Genomic DNA, 23,957 nt, shown 5'->3' on the forward strand with positions numbered 1-23,957 from the left:
TAAAATCAATAGCCTTCGTTTTGGACTAAAAATCCTTTTTCACTGGAAGCACCGTCGATGGCTTTCTGCGGAATAGGGAATAATCTTTTGTGCACATCACTGTCGGTCTTACCAGTCCAGCTGTCTTCGTATTTTCCAAAGCGTATCTGATAGGTTCTTCTCAGGCCTTCCCAATACAATTCGAAACCAGTTTCACGGAACAACACGTCCAGGTCAATAGAAGTCAAGGCTTCCGGCGTTTGTGATGGGCGGGCCGTTCTGGAAGTTCTCAGGGTATTCACATCTGCGAGCACTCCGGCATTGTCGCCATTTCTTAGCTTCGCTTCGGCACGCATCAAATACATTTCTCCCAACCGGATCAAAACCACGTCCACACTGCTGTAAGAACAACAGTTGGTAGCCGTGTGGCTAAACTGATATTTTGAGAATCTGTAACCTGTGTTGTGCAGACTTCCCTGTTCAGTGAAATCAACATTGAGGTTATGGTCCACGTAGCGAATGTTGGCACCACTGGTTCTTTTATTGATAACAGGATATATCCTTACAGTTCCATCGTCGCAAGTTAAGATTTTGCCTCCTGCATCCTTTCTGGGCCCCCATATAATACCGCGAAGTATGCCTCTGTCTATTTCAAACTTCTCAGCCTCAATGCAATAGTAGTGTTCTGAGTCATTTTCGGGGGTTACGCCGGTAAGGTCTTTGAGTTCTTCCGGGATGATCGTGTTCTCCATAAAAAAACGGGCATCGGCATCCGCAGGATCTACACTCCCATAGGCATCAACCCAATTCTGAAAGAAATCAGGGGTGGCTGCTACAGCATCTGTACCTCTTGTGCTTGGGAATTCTGGTCTTGGCACCTGATCACCGGATATTGGCCAGTAGGCCCAACGGCTGTGCTCGGTTTCCAGCACCCCTCTTTGGTCAAGGGCGAAAATAAGTTCAGAGTTAGTGTGGTTGTCGTCGCTAAACAAGTCAAAATATTCCGCCGACAACGAATGAGATCCGGAAATAACATTGCTGGTGTATTGAATCACTTTGTCCATGTCCTCTTTCTTAAAGTTAGGTGTACCGTAAGGATCACGATAAACAGCAGCATTGAGGTATAAACGAGCCAACAAGCCACTCACAGCGTCTTTATTAAGTCTCCCAGGACCATTATCGTTGCCCATCACGTCCACCACTGACAGAAGTTTGCCTTCAATATAATCGATGGCTTCTTGTCTCCTCAGAATGACAGATACCTGATCCGACCGCTCTTTCTTGAAAACAAGCCCCCAGTTGTCGAGCGCCAGCATGTTGAGGTAGGCATTCATTGCAATCATCTCATAAAGTGCCGCCTGAGCTTGTTGATTACCCTTTTCAGCTTCCGGGCGCAATCTCTCCTCAGCTATAACTGCCCGGGAGAGACATAACGTGATATAGGTCCAGGAGTCGCCTACCAGCGAATTGCTGGGCGTCATGAGATGCTGGTGCACTGCTATGAATTTGCCGCCATCGTACCAGTCGGTACCGCCACGATATGGAAGGATGGCCTCGTCAGAGGCCACCTCCTGCAGTCCAAAATTAACAGTATGCAACCATACCTGACGGAGAAGGCCATAAACTGGCGCTATTGACCCACTCACAACTTCTGCCTGACCAGTTCCAGTCAGCGACTCATCAAGAACATCTTCTTCCAATGAGGTACAGCCGAAGAAAGTAAGCAAAAATATAGCTACCGGCAGCACTTTGTTAAATCTTATATTATTCATCTGATTTCTTTTTTTGTGTGTTACAAAAGAACCGTCTGTGTCCTTTTTAGAATGTTACATTAAGCCCTATCAGGAATGTTCTTGCCTTAGGATAGGTAAAATAGTCTATGCCGAAGGTTTGAATTTCCCCTGAGGTTGATCCAGTATTGATTTCAGGGTCGTATCCGGAGTAGTCTGTTACTACAAACAGGTTTTGACCAGTCAGTGACAAACGGACATTTTGGATGGCGTCTCTCAATCCGATCCTGTCCCCTCGCAGATTGTATGCCAGTGTAGCATTATTCAATCTCATAAAAGATCCATTCTCCAAATAGCGAGTGGATACAGTATTGGCATTTGAAATGGCCTCATTAGGATACTGCGTGGTGAAGTCCGTTGTATTATTAGACTTGGTTAACTGCGCTTTGGTAAACAGCGTCATCGCTGTATGGTTGTAAATCTTGTTTCCTGCTACACCATTGAAATTAATGCCCAGATCAAAATCTCTGTACTTAAAGTTTAGATGATAGGCATAGATAAGTTTTGGAATAGCACTACCAACTACACTGCGGTCATTGTCGAGCGTCGCATTGTCGCTGTTAATGTCTTTGAACACGTTCAGGCCATCTTCACCAATACCTTCAAACTGAAACATGTAGAATGCACCTATCGGCTCATTGTTAACGTAGCCGTTAATCGTTGCACCTGTTTGGCCCGAGCCCTGGGCCGCTCCTGTGGTCAGCACAGAATAGGGAGAGTCTACTACCTTGTTTTGAATGTAGGTGATGTTGCCTCCGATGTTATAGGAGAAATCGCTGCTTGTCTTACCATTATAGTCTAATGCCAATTCGAAACCATTGTTCTGGATCTTCATGTCCTCGATATTAGTCCAGTAGGTGGCAGTAGGTTGAACAGGGTCGGCTGGAGTAACTTCCAACAGTATATTCGACGACTCTTTGTTAAAGTAATCTACACTACCAGACAATTGGCTATCAAAGATTGTGAAATCAATGCCTGCATTAATTTGCGTAGATACTTCCCATTGCAGATTGGGATTCGCCAAACGGGTAAAAACTATTCCGTATGGATATCCGCCAATGGCAGTAGCATCCGGATCTAAAGGATAAGTATTGAGACTTTGACCACCTGTGATTAACCGGTCTTCCGAATAGCTGGCTTTGGTGATTTTGGAGGGAATCTCCTGGTTACCCGTTTGGCCCCAGCTTGTACGCAACTTCAGGTTGTTGAAAACCGAATTGGCCATAAAGTCTTCATTACTGATGTTCCATCCCAGGGCCACTGAAGGGAAGTAACCATATTTGTTGTTATCGCCAAACTTCGACGATCCATCAGCACGAAGCGTCGCAGTAAACAAATACTTGTCGTTGTAGGTATAATTCACTCTTCCGAAGTATGACTGTAGCTCGTTTTTAACGGCGGACGAATTTACGGTGGTTGGATAGGCTGTTGTGCTTGTTTGATCCTGGTACCTGGGCTCTATGTTGTTATTGGCAAAGCCCCGGTAAGAGAAATTCCTGTCTTCTACCAAAAAGTTTTGGTAAGAATGCCCCGCCAGCACCGTGACATTGTGAACATCCTTGTTCCAATTGTAATTAACTGTATTCTCTACCAGCTGATTGGTATTTCCACTAATCGAAGTAGACAGTGACCCATTTGAAATATTTGACTCGTTTACAACAGAAGGAAAAGGTTTGTATTGCTGATCCCTGTTTGTAGCGGAATAATCAATACCCAGGTTGAGCTTGTAAACAAGGCCGTCAAGTATTTCTATTGATGGTGAAATGCTTGCCAAAATACGGTTATTGATAGCCTGGTCACTGTATAGTTCATACCTTTTCAGGGGATTCAGGGCATTTGTGATCAATGAGGTAGGCTCACCGTCGGTATATGCGGGAATAGTTGGGTTCAAATTGATCATGTCACTAATGGTGGAAGTGATACTCGGGCGCAAATTTTCTGTATGAGACGCCGTAAGATTATAATCCACATTCAGCCTACCGTTAAGCGCCTTTTGGTTCATGTTCAGTTTCCCGGAATAACGTTTCAGGTTGCTGTTCTTCAGGATGCCTTCCTGGTCCTGAAAGCCAACTGATGTGAAGTAGGAAAATTTCTCAGTGGCCGCTCCGCCAATCGAGAAGTCGATCTTTTTTGATGCACCTGTTTGAGTCAGTTCATCCTGCCAGTTTGTGTTTCCCCCAAAGTCGTCCAAAGTTCCTCCCTGTGCTACCACTTGCTTACGAAACTCGTCGGCACTGAAAACATCTATTTGATTAGACATAGAAGACCAGGCCGTAGATGCTGAAAAATTCATTTCAGTTTTTCCCGCTTGTCCTTTCTTAGTAGTGATTACAACAACCCCATTAGACGCTCTGGAACCGTACACAGCCGTAGCGCTGGCGTCTTTCAGCACGTCAATACTCGCAATATCGTTGGGGTTCAGAAAGTTAAGAGGGTTGGTATCCACACCTTGAGAAGAGTTGTCAAGCAAAAAACCATCTACCACGTAGAGCGGCTGTGTGCCTGAGCGCAAGCTCCCGACACCACGAATAATTACGTTTTGGGCAGCACCGGGCTCGCCACTGGCAGTAGTGACATTTACGCCTGAAACTTTACCTTGCAAAAGCTGACCGGGGTTGGTAACAACCCCCTGGTTGAAGCTTTCGCTCTTTAGAGAGCCGATGGCACCTGTAACGTCAGATTTTTTCTGTGTTCCGTAACCAATCACAACAAGTTCCGAAAGCGTCTCAGCGCTTCCTGCTAACGACACGGAAATTTCCGATTGACCGCCAACCGTCACTTCTTTTGTTTCAGCTCCCACAAAGCTGAAAACCAGGACTGCGTTGGTAGACGATACATTTAGCCTGTAGCTCCCGTTCACATCGCTCACGGTTCCGTTGATGGTTCCCTTCTCAAGAATATTAACTCCGGGCATTGCGGCACCTTCCTCATCTGTTACATTTCCTGTCACTACTACTCCTGCCTGAAACATATTGCCTCTTGCCAGCAAGTCTTGTGACGGCAGACTGATGAAGAATAACAATCCCGCTATCAAAAAGGACTTTACTCCCTTTGCTAGCGGGTGGCGCCCCGTAAGGAGCAGCTGGTAAAAATTTTTCATAGAAAAGCTTTTAGAAATTATGGATGAATGAATTTTCCCTTTCAGCCTTCTCCCGGCTAAAGGAAACCCCAAAATAAAAGCGGAATAGAAACAGGAGATGAAACTCTTTGTTAAGCTTAGGTTAGTGGTTCACTAAGCTTTGGCGATGTATTTAATACATTTTTGACATTGAGCATCTGCCTTGGAAATAGGTGACGTTACCCGGGTGGGACAAAAGACTAAATACGATAACATAATCGACAGAAAAGTAACAAGTTAGCCCTGGGATGAGCTTGCCGGGGAAAAAAGTATAGCGAGAATAACCGATAACGGTTTGGTAACTTTACCAGCAACAAGCAGCCCTTGGCTTTGAAAATATTTTTTGTGTTTTGAGCGATACAGCCATGGACTTGAAAGCCGTAGATTTGATGGCAATAAAAAAGCCGGATACATAGATATCCGGCTTTCCATCAGGTTGTTATTCTGTTTAGCTGAGTTAATTAGACTTTACAATTCGTCGCACTGTTCGTTGTTGTGAGTTATTAGTAATTTCCAGTAGGTACATGGCCTGAGGCAATGATCCCAGGTCGATAGTAATTTGATCGATAAACGCTGTATTGCTCACTACATCACCTGACAGGCTTAGTAGCCTTACTGTCATTTGGCCCATGCCGGCAATGTTTATATGGTCTTGTGCAGGGTTTGGATAGATGGAAAGGGCTATTTCATCTTCCACTCCCAGCACTCCTGACTTCATCATTTTGCTCTCAAAAAAGTCAAAAGGTTTGTTATTTTAAGATGAGGCTTGTTTTTCTAGGTGTCTTGGGTGTCCCAGGCGCTGTTTTTTTAGATTTGTGCCATGTTTATCAGGCAGAAGAAGAACAAGTCAGGTGTCATTAGTGTGCAGGTGATCGACAAAAGTTCGGGTAGCTATAGAGTGCATAAAACCATAGGAAGCTCTTCGAGCAAATCTGAGGTTGACGTTTTGATGATTCAAGCTAGAGAATACGTTCGTTGTTATGGGGGCCAATCTGTTCTTGATTTCAATGTTGGCACTGACGAGCATTTTTTCAAAGCTGTTTATGACAATATCGAGCAGCTACAATTACTGGGGCCGGAATTAATATTAGGGAAGCTCTTTGATGAAATAGGTTTTAATAGAGTAAAGGGAGAGCTTTTTAGACACTTGGTCATCTCCAGATTAGTTTATCCTGTTAGCAAGTTAAAGACCATTGATTATCTTCAGAAGTACAAAGGCATTAGCCTTCATGTCAATGAAGTTTACCGGTTTATGGATAAACTTCATTCCCAGGACATAGAGCAGATCAAAGCAATAAGCTTCCATCATACTGTGAACATCTTGGGTAAAAAGCTGGGAGTTGTCTTTTACGATGTAACCACTCTATATTTTGAGGCTGCTGACGAAGATGACTTGCGAAAAGCCGGTTTTAGCAAAGATGGCAAGCACAGTAACCCACAAATAGTGCTGGGGCTTTTGGTGGCAGAGCAAGGCTATCCACTCGATTATGAGATTTTTGAAGGCAATAAGTTTGAAGGCCATACGATGCTTCCTGTCATAGAAGCTTTCAAAAACAAGTACAATGCCCAACAGTTCATTGTAGTTGCCGATGCAGGTCTTATGTCAAACAAGAACATAACCACACTACAAGCAGCAGATTACAACTTCATAATAGGAGCCAGGATTAAGAATGAAAGTGAAGCTATCAAACAAAAAATCTTTACATCAGGTCTTAGTGATAAACAATATGTAGAAATAGTCAGGCAGGATGGCTTACGGATAATCGTCCAATATTCTACCGCAAGGGCGGCCAATGATGCCAAAAACAGATCCAAGGGGTTAGAACGTCTTAAAAAGCAATTGAACACGGGCAAGCTCACCAAAAAGCACATCAACAATAAAGGCTATAATAAATACCTCAGGCTAGAAGGAGATATAAAGATCACCATTGATGAACAAAAATTTAAAGACGACTCAAAGTGGGACGGCCTGAAAGGATACATCACCAATACACGACTGGAAGCTCAAACAGTCATGGACTATTATCGCCAGTTATGGCAAGTCGAAAGAACATTTAGAATAACGAAAACCGATTTAAGGATAAGACCGATATACCATTACAAGAAAAGAAGAATTGAAGCCCACATCTGTATCGCCTTCGCTGCTTGTAAGCTTTACAAAGAACTGGAACGAAAGCTAAAAGACAAGGAGGCATCGATCAGCGCTGAAAAAGCCATCGATATTATGAAAACGATATTCGGGCTGACTTTAAACATGCCGCAATCTCAGGAAACCAAACTTATGCTCCTCGATAAAACCCAAGAGCAAAAAAACCTTATCCAATTATTCCAAGAAGATTGGGTGTCCCAGTGATGAAGTCAGGAAAGCCGTAGATTTGATGGCAATAAAAAAGCCGGATACATAGATATCCGGCTTTCCATCAGGTTGTTATTCTGTTTAGCTGAGTTAATTAGACTTTACAATTCGTCGCACTGTTCGTTGTTGTGAGTTATTAGTAATTTCCAGTAGGTACATGGCCTGAGGCAATGATCCCAGGTCGATAGTAATTTGATCGATAAACGCTGTATTGCTCACTACATCACCTGACAGGCTTAGTAGCCTTACTGTCATTTGGCCCATGCCGGCAATGTTTATATGGTCTTGTGCAGGGTTTGGATAGATGGAAAGGGCTATTTCATCTTCCACTCCCAGCACTTTTTCAATGGCAAAGGTGATGCCGTTCTCACCAACGGCTGCAGAGATCACTATTGGGGTTCCAGCTTCATCCATCGTGAAGGTAGAGCCTTCCAGGTTGAGGTCAACTCCATCTACCCCTAGGACAAGTTGATAGCTGCCAGCGGGAATTCCAGTGATTTCAAAATCACCATTTGCATCCGTTTGTACCGAGGTCATCACCTCCTGATCTAAAACCCTGATTAACATGACGGTTACTCCTTCCAAAGGATTTCCTTCAAGCACCCTTCCCTGAACAATTCTTCCGCCATTTGTACTTTGAACCACACGACCAGACACCCGTCCATTTCCATTCAGTTTTACGTCGGGCGAATTGGGTACCATCTGAATAGTATGAATATTGTCATAAAACACTACTCTGGATTTATCCAGACGATTGGTATTTCCAAGATATGTCCGGTAATATTTATTGAAATCATTTGGAAACACCGATAGAAAGTACTCCCCGGTTTCCAAAGCAAGGCTATAGTTACCTGAAGCATCCGGCGTGACTGAAACAGATTTCGGGCCATCGAATGAAAACGCATTCACAGTACCGTTGGTAAATGGATTGCCATTTTCGTCCAGAACTTTACCAGAAATCTTAAAAGGTTTGTTGTGTCGCTCCTTCTGCCACTTCAAACGTGGATAGCTATTCCATACATATTCCCATGTGTTGGTAAAATCCCAACCAGCTACAGTGTAGGTAGCGAGGGTTTTCATCTGAGATGTGGTTAAACCTGAACCACCTAATGCACTAGTTTCTAGCCCACTCCATTCTTTATCCCAAAACGAGTTATTTACTTCAGCTACAGTTATTTCGAGTGAAGGATCAGCCGTAGATGTCCCAGACTTTAATAAGCCTCCAAGAGGCCCTGACGTGCTACTTATTATTCCAGCATAGAAAGAATTATTAATTTTTGATCCATCGAGTAATTCTACAACCAAACCTCCAATGCCAAAAATTGTTCCATCAGGTGCACTGTAGTTACCTAACGAATAGCTATCCGTAATCAACGGAGCTCGTCCTCCTCCTGCATCATTGGCACTATGAATCAAGCCGCCTACTGAAAGAGTAGGAATCGGTCCTGTAAACACTTCTATATCTGTAAATGAATTCGCTATAACGGAAAGACCTTCAGCACTGCCTACTAGTCCACCTACATTTGCGGGACCCTTAATATTTCCAGTAACAAAACAATTTTCAATTCTTGTATTGGTTGCTTCAACAGATAGTCCTGCCCCTGAATACACGTTGACACCCTGATAGGCTTGAATATTTATTGCAGTGAGCGAGATATTTTTAAGAATAGCTCCATTGGTATATATAAATAATCCAACCAGTCCTATATCCCCATATAAAGTCCCTCTTTGAATTTCCGGGACGATATTTGTCAATCCTTGAATCTCAAATCCCTGGCCATCATAAACACCATAAAAGGAACTAATTGGGTTGTAGCTAGCATTACTCATCAATATATCGGCTGTTTGCCGAAAATGCGCTCTAACGTCCTCTGTGTTACTACTTATTTTTCTTAAGTCAGATTCTGTTGCGATCAGGTAGGGATCGGCTTCCGTGCCTGATCCGCCGCTGTATTTCTGATTGAACACGAAAGAAGCAGACGCACCTTGATTGCCATTTCCAGCTGCATCCACCGCTACGTTTTCGGCCAGGCTCAACGTCACGGTGCCTGGAGTTGTTGGGGTGATGTCAGCCGTATACTCAGCATTGCTTCCTGTGAAGTTTGAAGCTTCTGCATTCGAGACCGAAATATCTTCCACAGTAAACCCAGACACTACTTCATTAAAAGTAAACGTAAATTTGATCGGGTTTTTACTATTAACCGGTGCTGCAGGAGTGCCACTGATTATCACCGTAGGACGTGTGTTATCAAACAAGATCGACTTTGCCACGCCATCAACATTGGCATTACCAGCGAGGTCTGCAAACCCTTTCACCGTCACCGAGATAGTACCTGCCTCCTGAGGGGTTAATAGCACGGTGTAGATTGACGTTGAAGAAGCAGTAATGGTGCCAGGTGCAGCGCCTGCTATAGTAAAATTATCGGCAGTCAATCCACTTATAGGTTCGTTGAAGTTGAGGGTGAGCGTGAAAGGATCAGTCGTATTTACTGCATTTGGCCCGTCAATGGTTAATGTCGGAGCCACATTGTCATAAGTGATAGCGAAGGCCCCGGTATTGGTAAGAGGGTTTCCGGCCACATCTGTTACTGAGGCATCTTTCAGCGCAATGGTCAGCTCTCCGTTGGCAGCCGGTGCAATGGTCGTGGAAAAAGTGATGTTATCTTCAGTTGAGGGTTGTGCGGTGACTGTAAAATTATTAGCCGCAATATCATCCATTGCAAATCCCGTTACGGCTTCACTGAAAGTAAAGGTGACCGGGATGGGGTTCATTTTGGTAGGGCTGCTTGCACTGGAGCTGATGGTGACCGTTGGACCGACATTGTCTACTGCTATGGAGAATGTGGTCTCGGCATTTTCATTTCCTGCAGCATCCGCCACTGCGCCAGCCGGTATGGTAATGGTGACCCCCTCACTGCCCGTAAGAGCTATATCTACCCGATAACGAGTAGATCCGAAGATCGACTCTGACCTGAAATTAGACTTGGTTCCATTGGTAACGGTGATGTCATTGATATCAAAAAGGGATGCCGATTCTGTAATGATAAAATTAGCTGTAAAGTTACCGCTAACGGCCGTAAGCGGCTGGCTGGCATTATTGAACAGATTGAAAACCGGCAGCTGATCATCAAAAGTAACAGCCAAAGTGTTGGATGCCGTATTGGTATTGCCGGCAGCATCCTGAACTTTTCCTGCTGCCAAAGCAATCGTCATTTCCACTCCGGCAGTAGATGTGCTTCCTTCGGCCGGAGGATTCGGAGTTACTTCCAGGCTGTAAACCCCGACACCGGTTGTATTAATGCCTGAGGCAGTCCCGCCGGTGATTGTGAAATCTTGGAGGGCAATTGGGTCCATGGCTTCAGAAAAAGTGACAGTTGCTACAATTGGACTGGTGGCAGTGGCCGCTGACTGAGTACTGATTTCAACAGTAGGCTGTGTGATGTCATAGGTCATTTCGAACACGTCGGAACCTAAGGCATTTGTATTGCCGGCAATGTCTTCTACGGCATCCGCCAGAAGTTGAATTGTAACCAACCCCTCATTTACCGGAGTAATGTTGAGGGTGAATGTGATATTGTCTTCACTCGAAGGCGTTCCTTCTATTGTACCATTGCCAACCGTAAAATCATCTGCAGCCAGCTCTCTTATTTTCTCATCAAAAACAATTTCAATGGCTATTGGAGCAGTGTTGGTCGTACTTTGGCCTGTTGTTGAAATAGAGCTAACCGACGGGCCAGTGATATCATAGGAGATAATCACGCTGCCTTCCTGGTTCGGATTTCCCGCCTGGTCGAATGCTGCTCCAGCCGGAATGGTAATGGTGATCTCCTGATCGATGCTCTCGTTTTGAAGAGGCACCGCCAGCATATAAAAGTTTACTCCTGACTCCTGCACTTCAGAAAGACCGGTGGTGCCTACGTTTCCGTCAATCGTTATCTCCCCCAGGGTAAGGCCTGTGGCTTCTTCGGTGAAAAAAATATTGACGATAAGAGGTGAAATATTCACAGGATCAGTGAATGGTGCCAGTCCGTCGAGGTTGGCATTATCAAAAAATATTTGCGGACCTGTAAGATCAATTGTGAGCAGAGCTGTTGCTTCGTCACTCTCATTCAAACCATCTGTTGCAATAGCGCTGGCAGTATACTCAGCTTCAGCCAAACTGGAAAGTGCATTATCAGCCAAAGTCCAGGTACCATCGCCATGGTTGGTTGCTTCATTGGTCTCGTCACCTACCGTTACCATAATGGTTGCCGTATTGTCGTCAATGGTACCGGTTAAGGCCGGTGTCTGGTCATTGGTCACCAGGGCGTCAATAGTCACCGAAGGCGCTGTTCCGTCATACACGATACTGAACTCTTCAGCAGCAGTGTTTGCGTTGCTCCCCAGGTCCTGCGCAACAGCGGCAGCAATGTTCACAGTTACGGTTCCATCAGCTGTTGGAGTGATATCCGCCGTAAATGTGGTATTGTCTGAAGTAGCAAAATTGCCTGCTGCTCCGTTCGCCACAGCAATATCTCCAATGACAAAGCCGGTTACTTCCTCGCTGAATGTTATTGTGATTGCAAAAGGGCTGTTATTCGTAATTTCACCTTCGTTAGAAGTAATCGCCACCGTTGGCGCTGATAGATCAGCCAATGCCTGCTCAAAGACCTTTACCTGACCAGCATTCACACCACCTGCTACATTATTGGGTGCTCCCACCGCTACGAAGGCACCGTCGGCTGAAATGCTGACTGCCGTTCCGGCACCGTCACCGGCGGCATCACCTGTCAGGTCCACATCCACTTTTTCCCAGGTTGCCCCGGTATAAGCGTACACTTCTGCACGCCCCCCTTCGCTGCCAGTTACGTTTGCACTCGCACCAATTGCAATATGAGAGCCGTCGCCCGAGAGGCTGATCGAACTACCAAAGCCGTCCGTGTCGTTGGCTGAATTGATCACCCCAATGGATGACCAGCTTGTGCTGAAATCGAATAGCTCCACATAAGAGGTACCACCAAAAAACTTGGTGACACCTACTGCCAGGCGGGTACCGTCATCAGACAGGCTCACCTCGTCCCCAAAACTATCATACTCAGCGACTCCGTTCAACGTACCGGTGTTACTGTAATTCGTTGTGTTCCAGCTATAACTTGTTACCTGCCCAACGATCAGCTCACCTCCCGAGCCGTTTTTCGATGGCGCACCTACTGCCAGCACGCTACCGTCAAGGTTAAGGCTAACGGCCGTTCCAAACCCTTCAAAGTCGGTGGCTCCATTCAAATCTTCCCTGCTGCTTAGAGAGGAACCATTCCAGTCATAAACTCTTACCCGCCCTCTTGAATCTCCTCCTGCGGCACTGATGGGGGCGCCCACCGCAATCACAGAACCATCTCCTGAAATACTTATTGCATAGCCAAAATTATCTCCCGCAGCCTCAGCTTCAACTGTCGTTTCGAGCGACCAGTCGCTTAGAAGTCCATCCCAGGAGTATATTTTCATCTGACCGGAATTGGAAAATTCTCCAAAAGTGGAGGCGCTGTGCGGAGCACCAATCGCCAACAAGGTACCGTCATCGCTAAGGCTCACGCTTGCTCCAAACGACGCCCCATCCTCGGTGCCGTTGATCGTAGACCCCATTTGTATCCACGAACCACTTTGCATTGCATAAACCTTCACCAGACCCCGTGTAGAGAAAGAACTCCCCCCTGCATCAGCACTTGGCGCTCCCACCGCAACAATGGTTCCATCGGCTGATATGCTCAGCATGGCACCCAGACCATCTCCATCTGCACTGCCTACAATATCGCCGCCCAGTTGCGACCAGGCAGTTTGAGCAGATACGGTGTGAAGGTTTACAAGGAAAAAACAAACGGCAACAATTCTAACTAACTTCATATACAAGTACATTAATCCCAAAATGAATCAGTCACCAATTACTATCGCTTCCATGAAGCGTTCAAATATGTGTGGTGAACAACCAAAATTTGTATGAGTTTGACGAGCCAGAATCAGTAACGCCGACAATTCACCGTAGCAACACCAAAAAATGAACCCACAAAAAAATGGAAGCAAGTCCTAAGAAGATTAAGACATTTTGCCTCGAATTGGGGATATTTATGCCGTGGTAAGAAGACTGTGATTTATTGGAATGAACCTATTCACAAAGCTGGTTTTTTTTGGAATTATTTGTGGTTGCTGGACTTTTGCAAATGCCCAGGATTATTCCATTAACAAGGTGATCTTGAGCGTTGAGGGCGGTCTTCTGGATAGAAATATGCAGGATACCTATGTGGATAGCAGGGGGTTTACCTGGTTCGGCATGACCACCGGCCTTACTCGTTATGACGGCCACAACATGGCATCATTCACGATGGAAGAAGGCCATTTGCTTTACAGCAGTGTAGGAGAAATAAACGAAGACGTTCATGGGAACTTGTGGCTGCTACACTCCGTCCCCCCAAATCACAAGGTCATCAGCCTCGGCATTTTCAATCCCTTTACCAATAAGAGCATTCCCCTCAGTGAATACTTGCAACGACCGCTTCCCTTCCAAATTGAAGAGCTGGCGTGGGTGTCAAGTGGTACGGAAGCAGGAGACATACTCCTTTTCACTGCTGATAATGCTGTTTTTCTTTACGATGGTGATTCATTGCACAGTGCGCCCATTAGCGTGCTTGACCATGGAATATCGAACGGATATGTCCGTAATGAGCACATATGGGTCTTTGGCCAATCGACCCTGACCAAAATCAATCGGACAGGAGAAGTAGTAAAGGAACTGCCAAGAGTTGGTGCTGACAATCGGTTTTGGGTCGGGATTGATTCGGACGGTCAATTAATATCAGCCAAAAACAAGACCGACTCACTGGAATCTTATCTGGTATATCGTGATGAGCAGCCCATCGATTTTTTACCCAACGGGGATTACTTCAACTATAGGGTATTTGGAGTGGACGTTTATAACCGTCGCATTTGGACGGAGCAAAAATCATCGCAAATGATTTGTGTTTACACCTTTGACGGCCAACTTCTTGCCACGAAACAACAAGACGGAGAAATTGTAGATCCTTATTTTCCGTCACCGTGGATGGATCGTCTTGGAAATTACTGGATGAAGCAGAGCGGCAATATTTTCCGTTTTACACTTATAGAATCAAATATAAAGACCTTCCTGACTGATACAGAGAGTTACGGAACCCAGGGATATAACGCACGTGGTATGAAAGTTATCAGGGACACACTCTACGTAAATGGATTAGGACACACTTATGCAATTGATCTGGAAACAGGAAATAAAACTCCTATCATATCGGGCACACCATATTACTACAAGGCGCCAGAAACGGAAGAAACTGACCTTATTAACGAAGTAAAACGACACGCATTTTGGCTGGATCAGGACGAGAAGCTTTGGTTTACTGATGAGGGGCATCGGGTGTCGTGGTTTAAACCAAGCCATAGAAACACCAAAGACTACTACTATACTTCAGAGACTAATTTACGTGCAGAATACCCAAGACTTCACTGGAGCATTTTCAGAGACAGGCATGGGAAACTGTGGGTAGGCCATGCTCAGGGTATTTCATTTTTGAATTCGCAGGACAGCCTTCAAGTTTTCAACGACTACAATCAATTTTCTCTCCTTGAAAAGTCCACTGTGTATCATTTTCATGAACGGGGCGATAGCTTATGGTTGGCTACGAGCACCGGCCTGTATCTCCTTGATTCGCAAAAAGGAGTAATAGACCGATATCATCGTGAAGGGCCTGAGGGGCGTATTATCCCCCACGACCATATTGCTCATATCAATGAATTTGAGCCTGGTGTGCTTTGGCTCGCTTCCAAGGGTGGCGGGATTATTCGCCTGGATATCAGTAATGGCAGCTACAAGCAGTATACCACTAAAGATGGTCTAACGCACAATGAGACTTATGCCATTTACCGGGATGATTATGGATACCTCTGGGTAAGTAGCGCAAGGGGTATCATGCAAATTAATGAGCAAAATTTCAGCATCAACAGTTACTTCGAATCGGATGGGCTTGCACACGATGAATGTAATACAATATCACATTACCAGTCAGAAGATGGGCGGCTATTTTTTGGAGGCATTAATGGTGTGAATATGTTGAATCCCAAGGATTTTCTCATCGACGCTACACCTTCCAAATTATATGTTACATCATTCAGCAAACAGTCAAAATCGGATGGGTCCTTTATTGAAGCAGTCGAAGATTTCATAAATGATGAAAATACCATCCATGTGTATCCGTCCGATCTGGCGTTTCAATTAGGTTATTCAATCATTGACTATAAAAGTGAAAAAATCCAATATGCCTACAAAATTGAAAATTTCGATCAACAATGGACATATACTGATAAACCCGAGATTAGTATCAGGTCTCTCCCCTATGGAAAATACACGCTCGTGCTGACTGGCCGTGGTACTGCTCACCGAACTGCCGAGGAACTGAGAATTCCGATCATAATATACAAGCCGTTTTATCAGGAGACTTGGTTCCTTGTCGTCGTATTGATGCTCGGGGCAATGGCCGTTGGATTTTTTATCCGTATACGGGAACACAACTTGCAACAAAGTAAAAAGCTGCTCGAAAACCTTGTAGAAGAAAGAACACAACAGTTAAAACATGAAAAAACTGAGGTGCTCAAACAACTGCATGAAAAAGAATTGCTGCGGCAGGAGGTACACCACAGGGTAAAGAATAACCTTACCTTTTTGAAGAGCATGTTGTATCTTCAGTCAAAATCAACCAACAGCGGGGAGGTGAAAATTATCCTCGACGAGTGTCAGGCAAGGATTGAAACCATGGCCCTCGTACACCAAAACCTGTACGATGTTGATAACGTGACTGAGGTGGATTTTAAATCGTTTATGCGTGAACTCTTCGTAGAATTGCAAAAGCTGTTTGATCTGGGCGACTCAGTTGAAATGGACATAGAATCTGAAGACATCAAGCTGGACATGAAGTTGTCGGTTTTCCTGGGCCTGATTCTAAATGAGTTGATTACAAATTCATTCAAGTACGCATTTGCCAACGCAACTACCGGCAAAATCAGCCTCAAAATCAACCAAAAAGAGAACAGCATTGACGTTGCATATGGCGACAGCGGAAGCGGCCTTCAAGACGGCTTCGATACGAAGACTTCGCAAGGGTTCGGCTTCCGAATCATCAATATTTTGGTGAACCAGATAGACGCCACGATGACCTATAAGGCAAAAACGTTTCTATTAACTATTCCAAAATGAGCTCCCAGTTTCATATTTTAATCGTAGAAGACAATTTGATGATTGCCGAAATGGCAAAGCAAATGCTTCTGGAGTTGGGATACTCTGTGGTAGGCGTTGCCAAAAATTACGCAGAAACCAATAGATACCTGGAGCAATCACGACCAATCGACGTAGCTATTCTGGACATCAATCTCAGCGACGAAAAAAGCGGAATTGATGTAGGTGTGCTACTTAGAGACAAGTACAAAATTCCATTTGTTTACTTAACTTCTTATACCGACCCGCAAACAATTAAGGCAGCAGTTAGCACCGCTCCGTCAGCCTATCTGATCAAGCCTTTTTCAAAAAGCGATCTCTTCGCTTCTATCGAAATTATAAGGAGCAAAAGAATTGAAGACAGTAGAGTCATTCTCGTTCGCAACCTAAATGAAAGTGTAAAAGTCGAGGCCAGCGATATCCTTTACGTTGAATCGGATAACAACTATATAGATATACATACCACGTTAAAAAAATATACTCACAGGCAGTCGCTGGAGGGGTTTCTGGAAGAAATTCAATCTGCTAACTTTGTCCGAGTTCACCGATCTTTTGTTGTCAACCTGGCAAAAGTTGAAGCAGTTAATGGCAGATACGTAGTGGTGAACAGCGAGAAAATTGCATTGTCAAGAACCTATAAAAACGAGTTAATAGAGTTGTTTTCAAAAAAAATGTAATCACTGCAAATGGTCACAACTGGCTGACTTAAATGGGCTCTACACCTTTCCAAAACAATCACTTCCTCGACTTCCATACCCACAGTATGAGGCAAGCAGATCGTGCTGATGTGATGGAAATTGTTTCTCTTCATCTGGGCCAAAGTAAGCCACACCAATACTTCACAGTGGGTCTGCACCCCTGGTGGACAGCGCAGCCGGCGACTCCCGAACAAAGAACGGAGTTGGAAGGGCTGCTGGCCGATAGCTACTGCCTTGCCATGGGCGAAATGGGACTGGATAATCTTAAAGGCCCCGCAATAGAAGTTCAAATGGACATCCTCAGAAGCCAGTTGAAGGTCGCTGATGAAATGAAGAAACCCGTCATTATCCATTGCGTTAGGGCCTTTGGTCAGCTCAGTGAAATCAAGAAAGAGTTTCCTGGTATTGAGAAATGGTGTGTGCATGGCTATGGCCGTCATGCTACACTGGCAAAGCAGCTAATCGATCAGGGGTTTTACCTCTCGCTCATGCCGGGCCTCCCTCCTGCTAAATACATGGACCTGTTTGAGTCTTTACCTATCGATCACCTATTTTTGGAAACGGATAGTATGCCTGGTATCAGCATTATTGATGTGTATGGAACTGTGGCTGGATTGATTGAAATAGAGATGTCTGAACTTCAGCGACAGATGAACAGCAACGCTAGAACTTTTTTCGGAATATGAGTGATTGGTTAGAAAGAACCGAGCTATTGATTGGTAAAGAAGCTTTAGACAAACTAAAGAATGCCCACGTGCTCGTTGTTGGATTGGGTGGCGTGGGCAGCTATGCGGCAGAAACACTGGTACGGGCTGGCTTGGGCAACATTACCATCATTGATGGCGACGATGTAGACCCTACCAATAAAAACAGGCAGCTCCAGGCACTGAACTCCACTGTCGGCAAACAGAAAGCTTACGTACTTAGGGATCGTTTTCTGGATATTAATCCTGACCTGCAGGTTCAGGTAGTCGACAACTTCATGGAGCCTGACTTGATGCATTCCTTTCTGCTGGATAATCATTTCGACTTTGCCATGGACTGTATCGACAGCATCGTTCCCAAGATGTCGATGATATTGACATTGAAACGGATGAAGCTCAAATTCATTTCGTCGATGGGTGCCGGCGGCAAGCTGGATCCATCCAAAATACGACTCGCTGATATCAGCAAAACCCGGGAGTGCAAGTTTGCGCAGCAAGTGAGAAAGAACCTGAAAGGAAAAGGCGTAACCAAAGGGGTGTTATGTGTCTATTCTGAAGAGGTACAGCCCGCACATTCCCTAAAGCTTACTGATGGTACAAAATACAAGAAGTCGTTTTATGGAACCATTTCCTATATGCCAGCCATGTTTGGCATGACCATGGCCGCTGAGGTGATTAAAAGGCTGACGGTTTAGGAGAGTAAAGAGGTCGCTCTATGCTTGCGGACAGAGCGACCTCTTTACTTCATGGCGGCAATCCTCACAACTTTCCCCGATCTTCGTACCTTAGCGACCTAAGCAGAACCATTAGAAATGAAGGTATTATTCATCGGCGGCACCGGAAACATCAGCACAGCCACCAGCAGGTTGGCAGTAGCAAGAGGCATAGATTTGTACTTACTCAACCGGGGAAAAAGCACTCTGAAAGTACCAGGAGCCAAGTCTATTGTAGGTGACATCAATGCGCCTGAACAGTTGGAGTCAGTACTGGCTGGTCATCGCTGGGATGTGGTAGTCAACTGGATTGCCTTCACCAAAGAGGAAATAGAGCGAGACATCAAGCTGTTCGCCGGTAAAACCAAACAGTATATTTTCATCAGCTCCGCCTCGGCCTACCAGAAACCAGCCACTCACTATCTGATCACGGAATCCACTCCCCTTTTCAATCCTTTCTGGCAGTACTCTAGGGACAAAATTGCCTGCGAAGATGCGCTGATGTCGGCCTACAGAAACGACGGATTCCCTGTGACTATTGTTCGCCCTTCGCACACTTACGACACAGTGATACCAGCGGCCCTTGGCGGCTGGACGGAATACAATATTGTGGATCGCTTGCGCAAAGGAAAGAAAATCATAGTGCATGGCGACGGCACCTCCCTGTGGACGCTGACCCATTCCGACGACTTTGCTATTGGGTTCGTAGGTCTGCTGGGCCACCCAAAAGCGATTGGGCATGCGTTTCACATCACCTCGGACGACGTGCTGAGCTGGAATCAGGTCTACGAGGGACTGGCAGATGCGGTAGGCGTTGCGCCGAACATTGTCCACATCCCTTCCGATTTTATCTGCCAGCATTGGCCAGACCAAACCGGCAACCTGTTGGGTGACAAGGCGCATAGTGCCGTGTTTGACAATACGAAGATCAAAACCTTTGTGCCGGAGTTCAAGGCTACTATTCCTTTCCATCAGGGCATCCGCCGGACTTTGGGCTGGCTGGAGGCAGGTCCTTCCAGGCAGGTGATCAACCCCGAGACTGAAAAAGAACTTGACAAAATTGTCGAAAAATACCAACAGCATGGGCAATAGGTGCAGACTAACTTAGAAACAGCGCCGATCCCTGTTCCAGAAGCTTAGTCTGTCACTTTTATGGCTTATCGTTGCAGTTTCTTTTGTAGTTTAACCGCATAAAATCCATACATGAAAGAACTTATCAGACAGCTTGTGTCGGGCGATATGGCCCTAACAGCTGGCACAAAGACAACGGGCCATATACCAGTACCAGGAACGCCTATTGAAATGCCTTTTACATTGATCTGCGGGATAAAGGATGGAAAAGACATCCTTGTAACTGGCGGTGTTCATGGTGGTGAGTATCCTTGCATAGAAACAGCCATACAATTGGCGAAAGAGCTAGACCCCAATGCCGTTGCTGGTACAGTGCTTATCATTCATCCCGTCAATACAGCCGCTTTTCTGGCCAGAATGCAGTATTACGGGCCCTATGATGGAAAAAACCTCAATAGGGTATTCCCAGGCAAAGCCACAGGCACTGTCAGTGAGCGGATTGCCTACGTCATTAACCAGCTTCAAAAAGAAGCAGCCTTCTTCATCGACCTGCATGGCGGCGACATTCATGAATCGCTGGTGCCTTTCGTTATCTATTCCAATGTGGGGAGCAAAGAAGTGTCTGAACAGTCTCGTCAGGCCTCTGCCCTTCTTGGGTTTCCTTATGTGGTGGGCTCAGTATCCGAAAACGGTTCTATTGGTGGTGCTGCTTCCTGTGGAACACCAGGCTTTCTTGCGGAGCTTGGGCAGTGCGGGCGCTGGAACCAAAGCGAAGTAGAACAATACAAAGTTGCTGTCAAAAACGTGCTTCGTTCATTGGCTACGATCCCCGGGCAGGTTCAAACCTACCAAGTGGAGTATCTTGAGAAAATGCTGGTTGCAACAGCCCGGCATGAGGGGTGTTGGTACCCTGAGGTAAAGCTCGAAGACAAGGTAGCAAAGGGCCAGAAGTTGGGCGAAATTAGGGACTTCTTCGGCACTAAGTTGAGCGATTACCATGCGGAAAGTGATGGCATCGTCTTGTACCTGGTGACCTCATTAGCTATTACGACGAACGATCCACTGTGCGCTATTGGCGTTCAGTCGGCAAAATAGCAAACTGGCTGGAAGCTCCGTGTCAAGACTTCCAGCCAGCTACTCATTTATGGGAAAGCTATAAGTCGTTCTGGCCTACCAAATCCTGATCCTCTCCTCTATCGGCTTGTAATTTTTATCGCCTGGCTGCACGTTGAAGGCTTCATAAAACGGCGTGAAGTTCATCAGCGGCCCATTCACTCGCCACATGGCTGGTGAGTGAGGGTTGGTGTTTACGTACGTGCGTAAAAACTCATCACGTGTTTTCACTCGCCAGATCCGGGCGATGGACAAAAAGAAACGTTGATCCGGGGTGAAGCCGTCAATTTTTGTGGTGTCTTGTCCCTGCTCTGTGAGTTTGAAGGCATCGTACGCAATAGCAATGCCGCCATTGTCCGCTGTGTTTTCTCCTACTGTCATCGCTCCTTTTACATGCACGCTGTCGAGCACAGTAAATGTGCTGTAGCGGTCAATCACCTGTTGCGTCTTGGCCTTGAATTTTTCAAAATCTTCTTCAGTCCACCAGTTCTTGATATTACCGTCTTTGTCATATTGCGCACCCTGGTCGTCAAAAGCATGGGTCAACTCATGGCCGATCACCATTCCGATACCTCCGTAGTTGATAGCATCGTCAGCGTTCACATCAAAGTAGGGATATTGCAGGATGCCGGCAGGAAATACAATTTCATTGAAGGAGGGCCGGTAGTAGGCCGTTACCGTCGACGGAGAGGGGCCCCATTCGTGCTTGTAGGGCGGATTATTCAGCTTGCCAGCCTGGTATTTGTAATTATCTTCCCTCAAGGCAATCACATTTTCAAAATACTTGCCACGGTCGATGGTAACATCATACTCTCTCCATACATCCGGGTAGCCCACCTTTTTGGTGATGGCCCAAAGCTTTTCTTTGGCCTTCACTTTGGTGCTGTCGCTCATCCAGTCGAGCTTCTCAATACGGGCTTCGAAAGCTTTTTGGAGGTTGTCCACAAGTTCCGAAATTCTCTTTTTGGCATCTTCGCCGAAGTACCGCTTCACATAAAGCTGCCCAAGGGCAAAACCCATTTGCCTGTCGACTGCTTCGGCCATTACCTGAGCACGTGGCTTTTCGGTCGACTGGCCCGACAAGGCTTTATTGTATTCAAACGAGGCCTTTTCAAAAGGTTGGCTCAAGATTTGGTCATAAGCAGCAATGGAGCTTGCTTTCAGGTAGGTTTTCCAGCCCTCAAGTGGCAATGACCCCAGCAAAGTGTTCAGTTTTTCGAAGTAAGCCGGCTGACGGACGTCAACACTGTCAGTATCAAGCCCAAGATTGTCCAGCAAGGCAGTCCACCCTATATTTGGCTGCGTCTTTTGGAGGTCAGCTACAGCCATCTTATGGTAATTGTTCTGTACGTCTCTGCGCTGTATCCTCGTTTTATGCGACTCCGCCAGTTGCTTTTCGATACCATACACAAGATCTGCTTTGGCAGCTGCTTTTTCCGCGCTGTCACCGGTTAACTCAAACAAAGTAGCTAGATATCCTCTGTAAGCACTTTGAATGCCGATGGTAGATGAATCAGTTTTAAAATAATAGTCACGGTCGGGTAAGCCCAAACCCGCTTGCCCGAAATGGGCAATGTTAACTGTGCTGTTCTTATCATCAGGCGAAATACCAGCGCTTATGATGGAATTGTCGCCGAGCTTTGACTCATCTGCCACAAAGGCCATCAGTGTTTTGAGGTCGTTAATCTTTTCTATTTTTTCCAGTATTGGCTTAATAGGCCCGAAACCTCGCCTATTGATGGCTGTTGTATCCATTCCTGAGGCAAAAAAATCGCCTACCTTTTGTTCAATGCTTCCGGAAGGATTCTCGCCTGCCGATACCTCTTCCAAAATACTCTGAAGCAGTTTTTTCTGAGGAATATTCAGGAAGCTATAAGAGCCCACACCTGATTGGTCGTCGGCAATTCTCGCTGTGTCGTACCAAATGCCGTTCACGTACATAAAGAAGTTGTCGCCAGGTTTGACCGAAGGATCGAGCCCCGAAACATCTACATATTTTCTTTCCGGAACACTTTGCTCCTGCTCTTTGCAGGCAACGACGGCAAGGGCTATAACAATGCAGTAAAGTATTCGCCTCATAGATTCGGTTAGTTTTTTGAAAGTTAGAAAGAATTCGAAGCAACGCACTCGACTATTCCGTTAGCGGAGGCTTATTGATGTGACTGCTTTCGAGCTATAATCGCCCGGGAGAAATAACCTTTTAATGGTCGTTTAAATAAAATTTCGTGTCAAATCGACACTTAAAGTCTATTTATACACTCTTCCATGCCTTCCTGGCAATATATTATCGCTGCTATTTAGTATATTCAGCCTTACAATGCCGATAAATAAGGTGTCGTCATCTAAGCTAATACCCTGTATTTCATCGACTACTCGGGTTCTTAAAGCATGACGTTACCTGAACTATTCAACCAAGTTCGAGTGGAAAAAATGGTATGCAGGGTAACAAGTCTATTGGTGAAACAAGTTTGTATTGAATAGCGAACGGATCATATCGACAACAGAAGCAGGGTCGCTTGATGATGAAGTGCTTTGGGGGCAATTCAAGTCCGGCAACGAACTGGCATTTTCTGTGCTGTACAAGCGCCACGTGAACAGGCTCTTCAACTATGGGATGCATAATTGTCGTGACAGAGAGTTGGTCAAAGACTGCCTTCAGGAGTTGTTCACCCGGCTGTGGAGCAAAAGAGAAACCCTTGGCGTGGCCGGTTCTGTGAACTACTATCTGTTCAAATCATTCAGAAGGCTGCTCATCAGCCGACTCATAGCCAACCGTAAGTTTGCCCTTCCTTTCCACGACAACCCTGACAGCATGTTTGAATTCATTCCATCCATTGAGGATACGATGATTGCCGGGGAGGCAAAAAAACAACAACTGGAGCAGCTGAAGGTGAGTTTTAATGCACTCACCAAACGGCAACGGGAGGCCATTTTCCTCAAATTCTTCAATGAGCTAAGCTATCACGAAGTTTCTTCTATCATGGAACTAAATGTGGACTCAGTTTACAATCTCATCTCAAAGGCACTTACGGTGCTAAAGAAAAAACTCAAAGACACGGGCTTTATACTGATCCTTCTGCAGGCTTTTCAGGTGTAATCGAAAAATATTTTCAAAAAAATGATGAGAAACCATACACGGTACACTCT

Annotated in this window: 13 protein-coding genes; 8 read left to right on the forward strand and 5 right to left on the reverse strand. The window is 45.5% G+C overall.

Annotated elements, in window-relative coordinates; all coding sequences use genetic code 11:
* Positions 1-5 precede the first annotated feature (5 nt).
* From RT717_RS11035 to RT717_RS11045, 3 genes are all read right to left on the reverse strand, one after another.
* Positions 6-1,751, reverse strand: coding sequence for a RagB/SusD family nutrient uptake outer membrane protein (locus tag RT717_RS11035; RefSeq protein ID WP_317491791.1), 1,746 nt, complete (start codon positions 1,749-1,751; stop codon positions 6-8).
* 46 nt (positions 1,752-1,797) lie between these two features.
* Positions 1,798-4,869, reverse strand: coding sequence for a SusC/RagA family TonB-linked outer membrane protein (locus RT717_RS11040; protein WP_317491792.1), 3,072 nt, complete (start codon positions 4,867-4,869; stop codon positions 1,798-1,800).
* Between the two features lie 475 nt (positions 4,870-5,344).
* Entirely contained in the window at positions 5,345-5,608 is a 264-nt protein-coding gene (locus tag RT717_RS11045) for a T9SS type A sorting domain-containing protein (RefSeq protein ID WP_317491793.1), read from the reverse strand.
* Positions 5,609-5,707: 99 nt separating this feature from the next.
* Between RT717_RS11045 and RT717_RS11050 the strand changes: the two genes are divergently transcribed.
* Positions 5,708-7,240: an IS1634 family transposase gene (locus RT717_RS11050; protein WP_317490279.1), complete on the forward strand. Its 1,533-nt coding sequence runs from the start codon at positions 5,708-5,710 to the stop codon at positions 7,238-7,240.
* Between the two features lie 93 nt (positions 7,241-7,333).
* On the opposite strand, the gene RT717_RS11055 is transcribed toward RT717_RS11050, so the two are convergent.
* Positions 7,334-13,120: an Ig-like domain-containing protein gene (locus RT717_RS11055; RefSeq protein WP_317491794.1), complete on the reverse strand. Its 5,787-nt coding sequence runs from the start codon at positions 13,118-13,120 to the stop codon at positions 7,334-7,336.
* 253 nt (positions 13,121-13,373) lie between these two features.
* Between RT717_RS11055 and RT717_RS11060 the strand changes: the two genes are divergently transcribed.
* The 6 genes from RT717_RS11060 to RT717_RS11085 all read left to right on the forward strand — a co-directional run bounded on the left by RT717_RS11060 (position 13,374) and on the right by RT717_RS11085 (position 20,792).
* On the forward strand, positions 13,374-16,493 hold the full coding sequence (locus RT717_RS11060) for a histidine kinase dimerization/phosphoacceptor domain -containing protein (RefSeq protein ID WP_317491795.1): 3,120 nt from the start codon (positions 13,374-13,376) through the stop codon (positions 16,491-16,493).
* Positions 16,490-17,188, forward strand: a complete 699-nt coding sequence (locus tag RT717_RS11065; RefSeq protein ID WP_317491796.1) for a LytR/AlgR family response regulator transcription factor — start codon at positions 16,490-16,492, stop codon at positions 17,186-17,188. Before RT717_RS11060 ends, RT717_RS11065 begins: the two co-directional genes overlap by 4 nt.
* 86 nt (positions 17,189-17,274) lie before the next feature.
* Positions 17,275-17,895, forward strand: coding sequence for a TatD family hydrolase (locus RT717_RS11070; protein WP_317491797.1), 621 nt, complete (start codon positions 17,275-17,277; stop codon positions 17,893-17,895).
* A complete protein-coding gene (locus RT717_RS11075) occupies positions 17,892-18,608 on the forward strand; it encodes a tRNA threonylcarbamoyladenosine dehydratase (protein WP_317491798.1) in 717 nt (238 codons plus the stop codon). The genes RT717_RS11070 and RT717_RS11075 overlap by 4 nt, the downstream gene beginning before the upstream one ends.
* Positions 18,609-18,725: 117 nt before the next feature.
* A complete protein-coding gene (locus tag RT717_RS11080; protein WP_317491799.1) occupies positions 18,726-19,718 on the forward strand; it encodes an SDR family oxidoreductase in 993 nt (330 codons plus the stop codon).
* Positions 19,719-19,829: 111 nt separating this feature from the next.
* Positions 19,830-20,792 carry a M14 family metallopeptidase gene (locus tag RT717_RS11085; RefSeq protein WP_317491800.1) on the forward strand — a complete coding sequence of 321 codons (963 nt, stop codon included), beginning with the start codon at positions 19,830-19,832 and terminating at the stop codon, positions 20,790-20,792.
* Positions 20,793-20,867: 75 nt separating this feature from the next.
* Here RT717_RS11085 and RT717_RS11090 read toward each other — a convergent pair whose 3' ends face one another.
* On the reverse strand, positions 20,868-22,889 hold the full coding sequence (locus RT717_RS11090) for a M13 family metallopeptidase (protein WP_317491801.1): 2,022 nt from the start codon (positions 22,887-22,889) through the stop codon (positions 20,868-20,870).
* A 394-nt stretch (positions 22,890-23,283) separates the two neighbouring features.
* Between RT717_RS11090 and RT717_RS11095 the strand changes: the two genes are divergently transcribed.
* Positions 23,284-23,907, forward strand: a complete 624-nt coding sequence (locus tag RT717_RS11095; RefSeq protein ID WP_317491802.1) for an RNA polymerase sigma factor — start codon at positions 23,284-23,286, stop codon at positions 23,905-23,907.
* The last annotated feature ends 50 nt before the right edge of the window (positions 23,908-23,957 follow it).

It is taken from the genome of Imperialibacter roseus, assembly GCF_032999765.1.
GTDB lineage: Bacteria > Bacteroidota > Bacteroidia > Cytophagales > Cyclobacteriaceae > Imperialibacter > Imperialibacter roseus.

Excerpts from the sequence above, each read along its gene's own strand:
- RT717_RS11035 (WP_317491791.1), bottom strand. The coding sequence starts at position 1,751 with ATGAATAATATAAGATTTAACAAAGTGCTGCCGGTAGCTATATTTTTG.
- RT717_RS11040 (WP_317491792.1), bottom strand. The coding sequence starts at position 4,869 with ATGAAAAATTTTTACCAGCTGCTCCTTACGGGGCGCCACCCGCTAGCA.
- RT717_RS11045 (WP_317491793.1), bottom strand. The coding sequence starts at position 5,608 with ATGATGAAGTCAGGAGTGCTGGGAGTGGAAGATGAAATAGCCCTTTCC.
- RT717_RS11050 (WP_317490279.1), top strand. The coding sequence starts at position 5,708 with ATGTTTATCAGGCAGAAGAAGAACAAGTCAGGTGTCATTAGTGTGCAG.
- RT717_RS11055 (WP_317491794.1), bottom strand. The coding sequence starts at position 13,120 with ATGAAGTTAGTTAGAATTGTTGCCGTTTGTTTTTTCCTTGTAAACCTT.
- RT717_RS11060 (WP_317491795.1), top strand. The coding sequence starts at position 13,374 with ATGAACCTATTCACAAAGCTGGTTTTTTTTGGAATTATTTGTGGTTGC.
- RT717_RS11065 (WP_317491796.1), top strand. The coding sequence starts at position 16,490 with ATGAGCTCCCAGTTTCATATTTTAATCGTAGAAGACAATTTGATGATT.
- RT717_RS11070 (WP_317491797.1), top strand. The coding sequence starts at position 17,275 with ATGAGGCAAGCAGATCGTGCTGATGTGATGGAAATTGTTTCTCTTCAT.
- RT717_RS11075 (WP_317491798.1), top strand. The coding sequence starts at position 17,892 with ATGAGTGATTGGTTAGAAAGAACCGAGCTATTGATTGGTAAAGAAGCT.
- RT717_RS11080 (WP_317491799.1), top strand. The coding sequence starts at position 18,726 with ATGAAGGTATTATTCATCGGCGGCACCGGAAACATCAGCACAGCCACC.
- RT717_RS11085 (WP_317491800.1), top strand. The coding sequence starts at position 19,830 with ATGAAAGAACTTATCAGACAGCTTGTGTCGGGCGATATGGCCCTAACA.
- RT717_RS11090 (WP_317491801.1), bottom strand. The coding sequence starts at position 22,889 with ATGAGGCGAATACTTTACTGCATTGTTATAGCCCTTGCCGTCGTTGCC.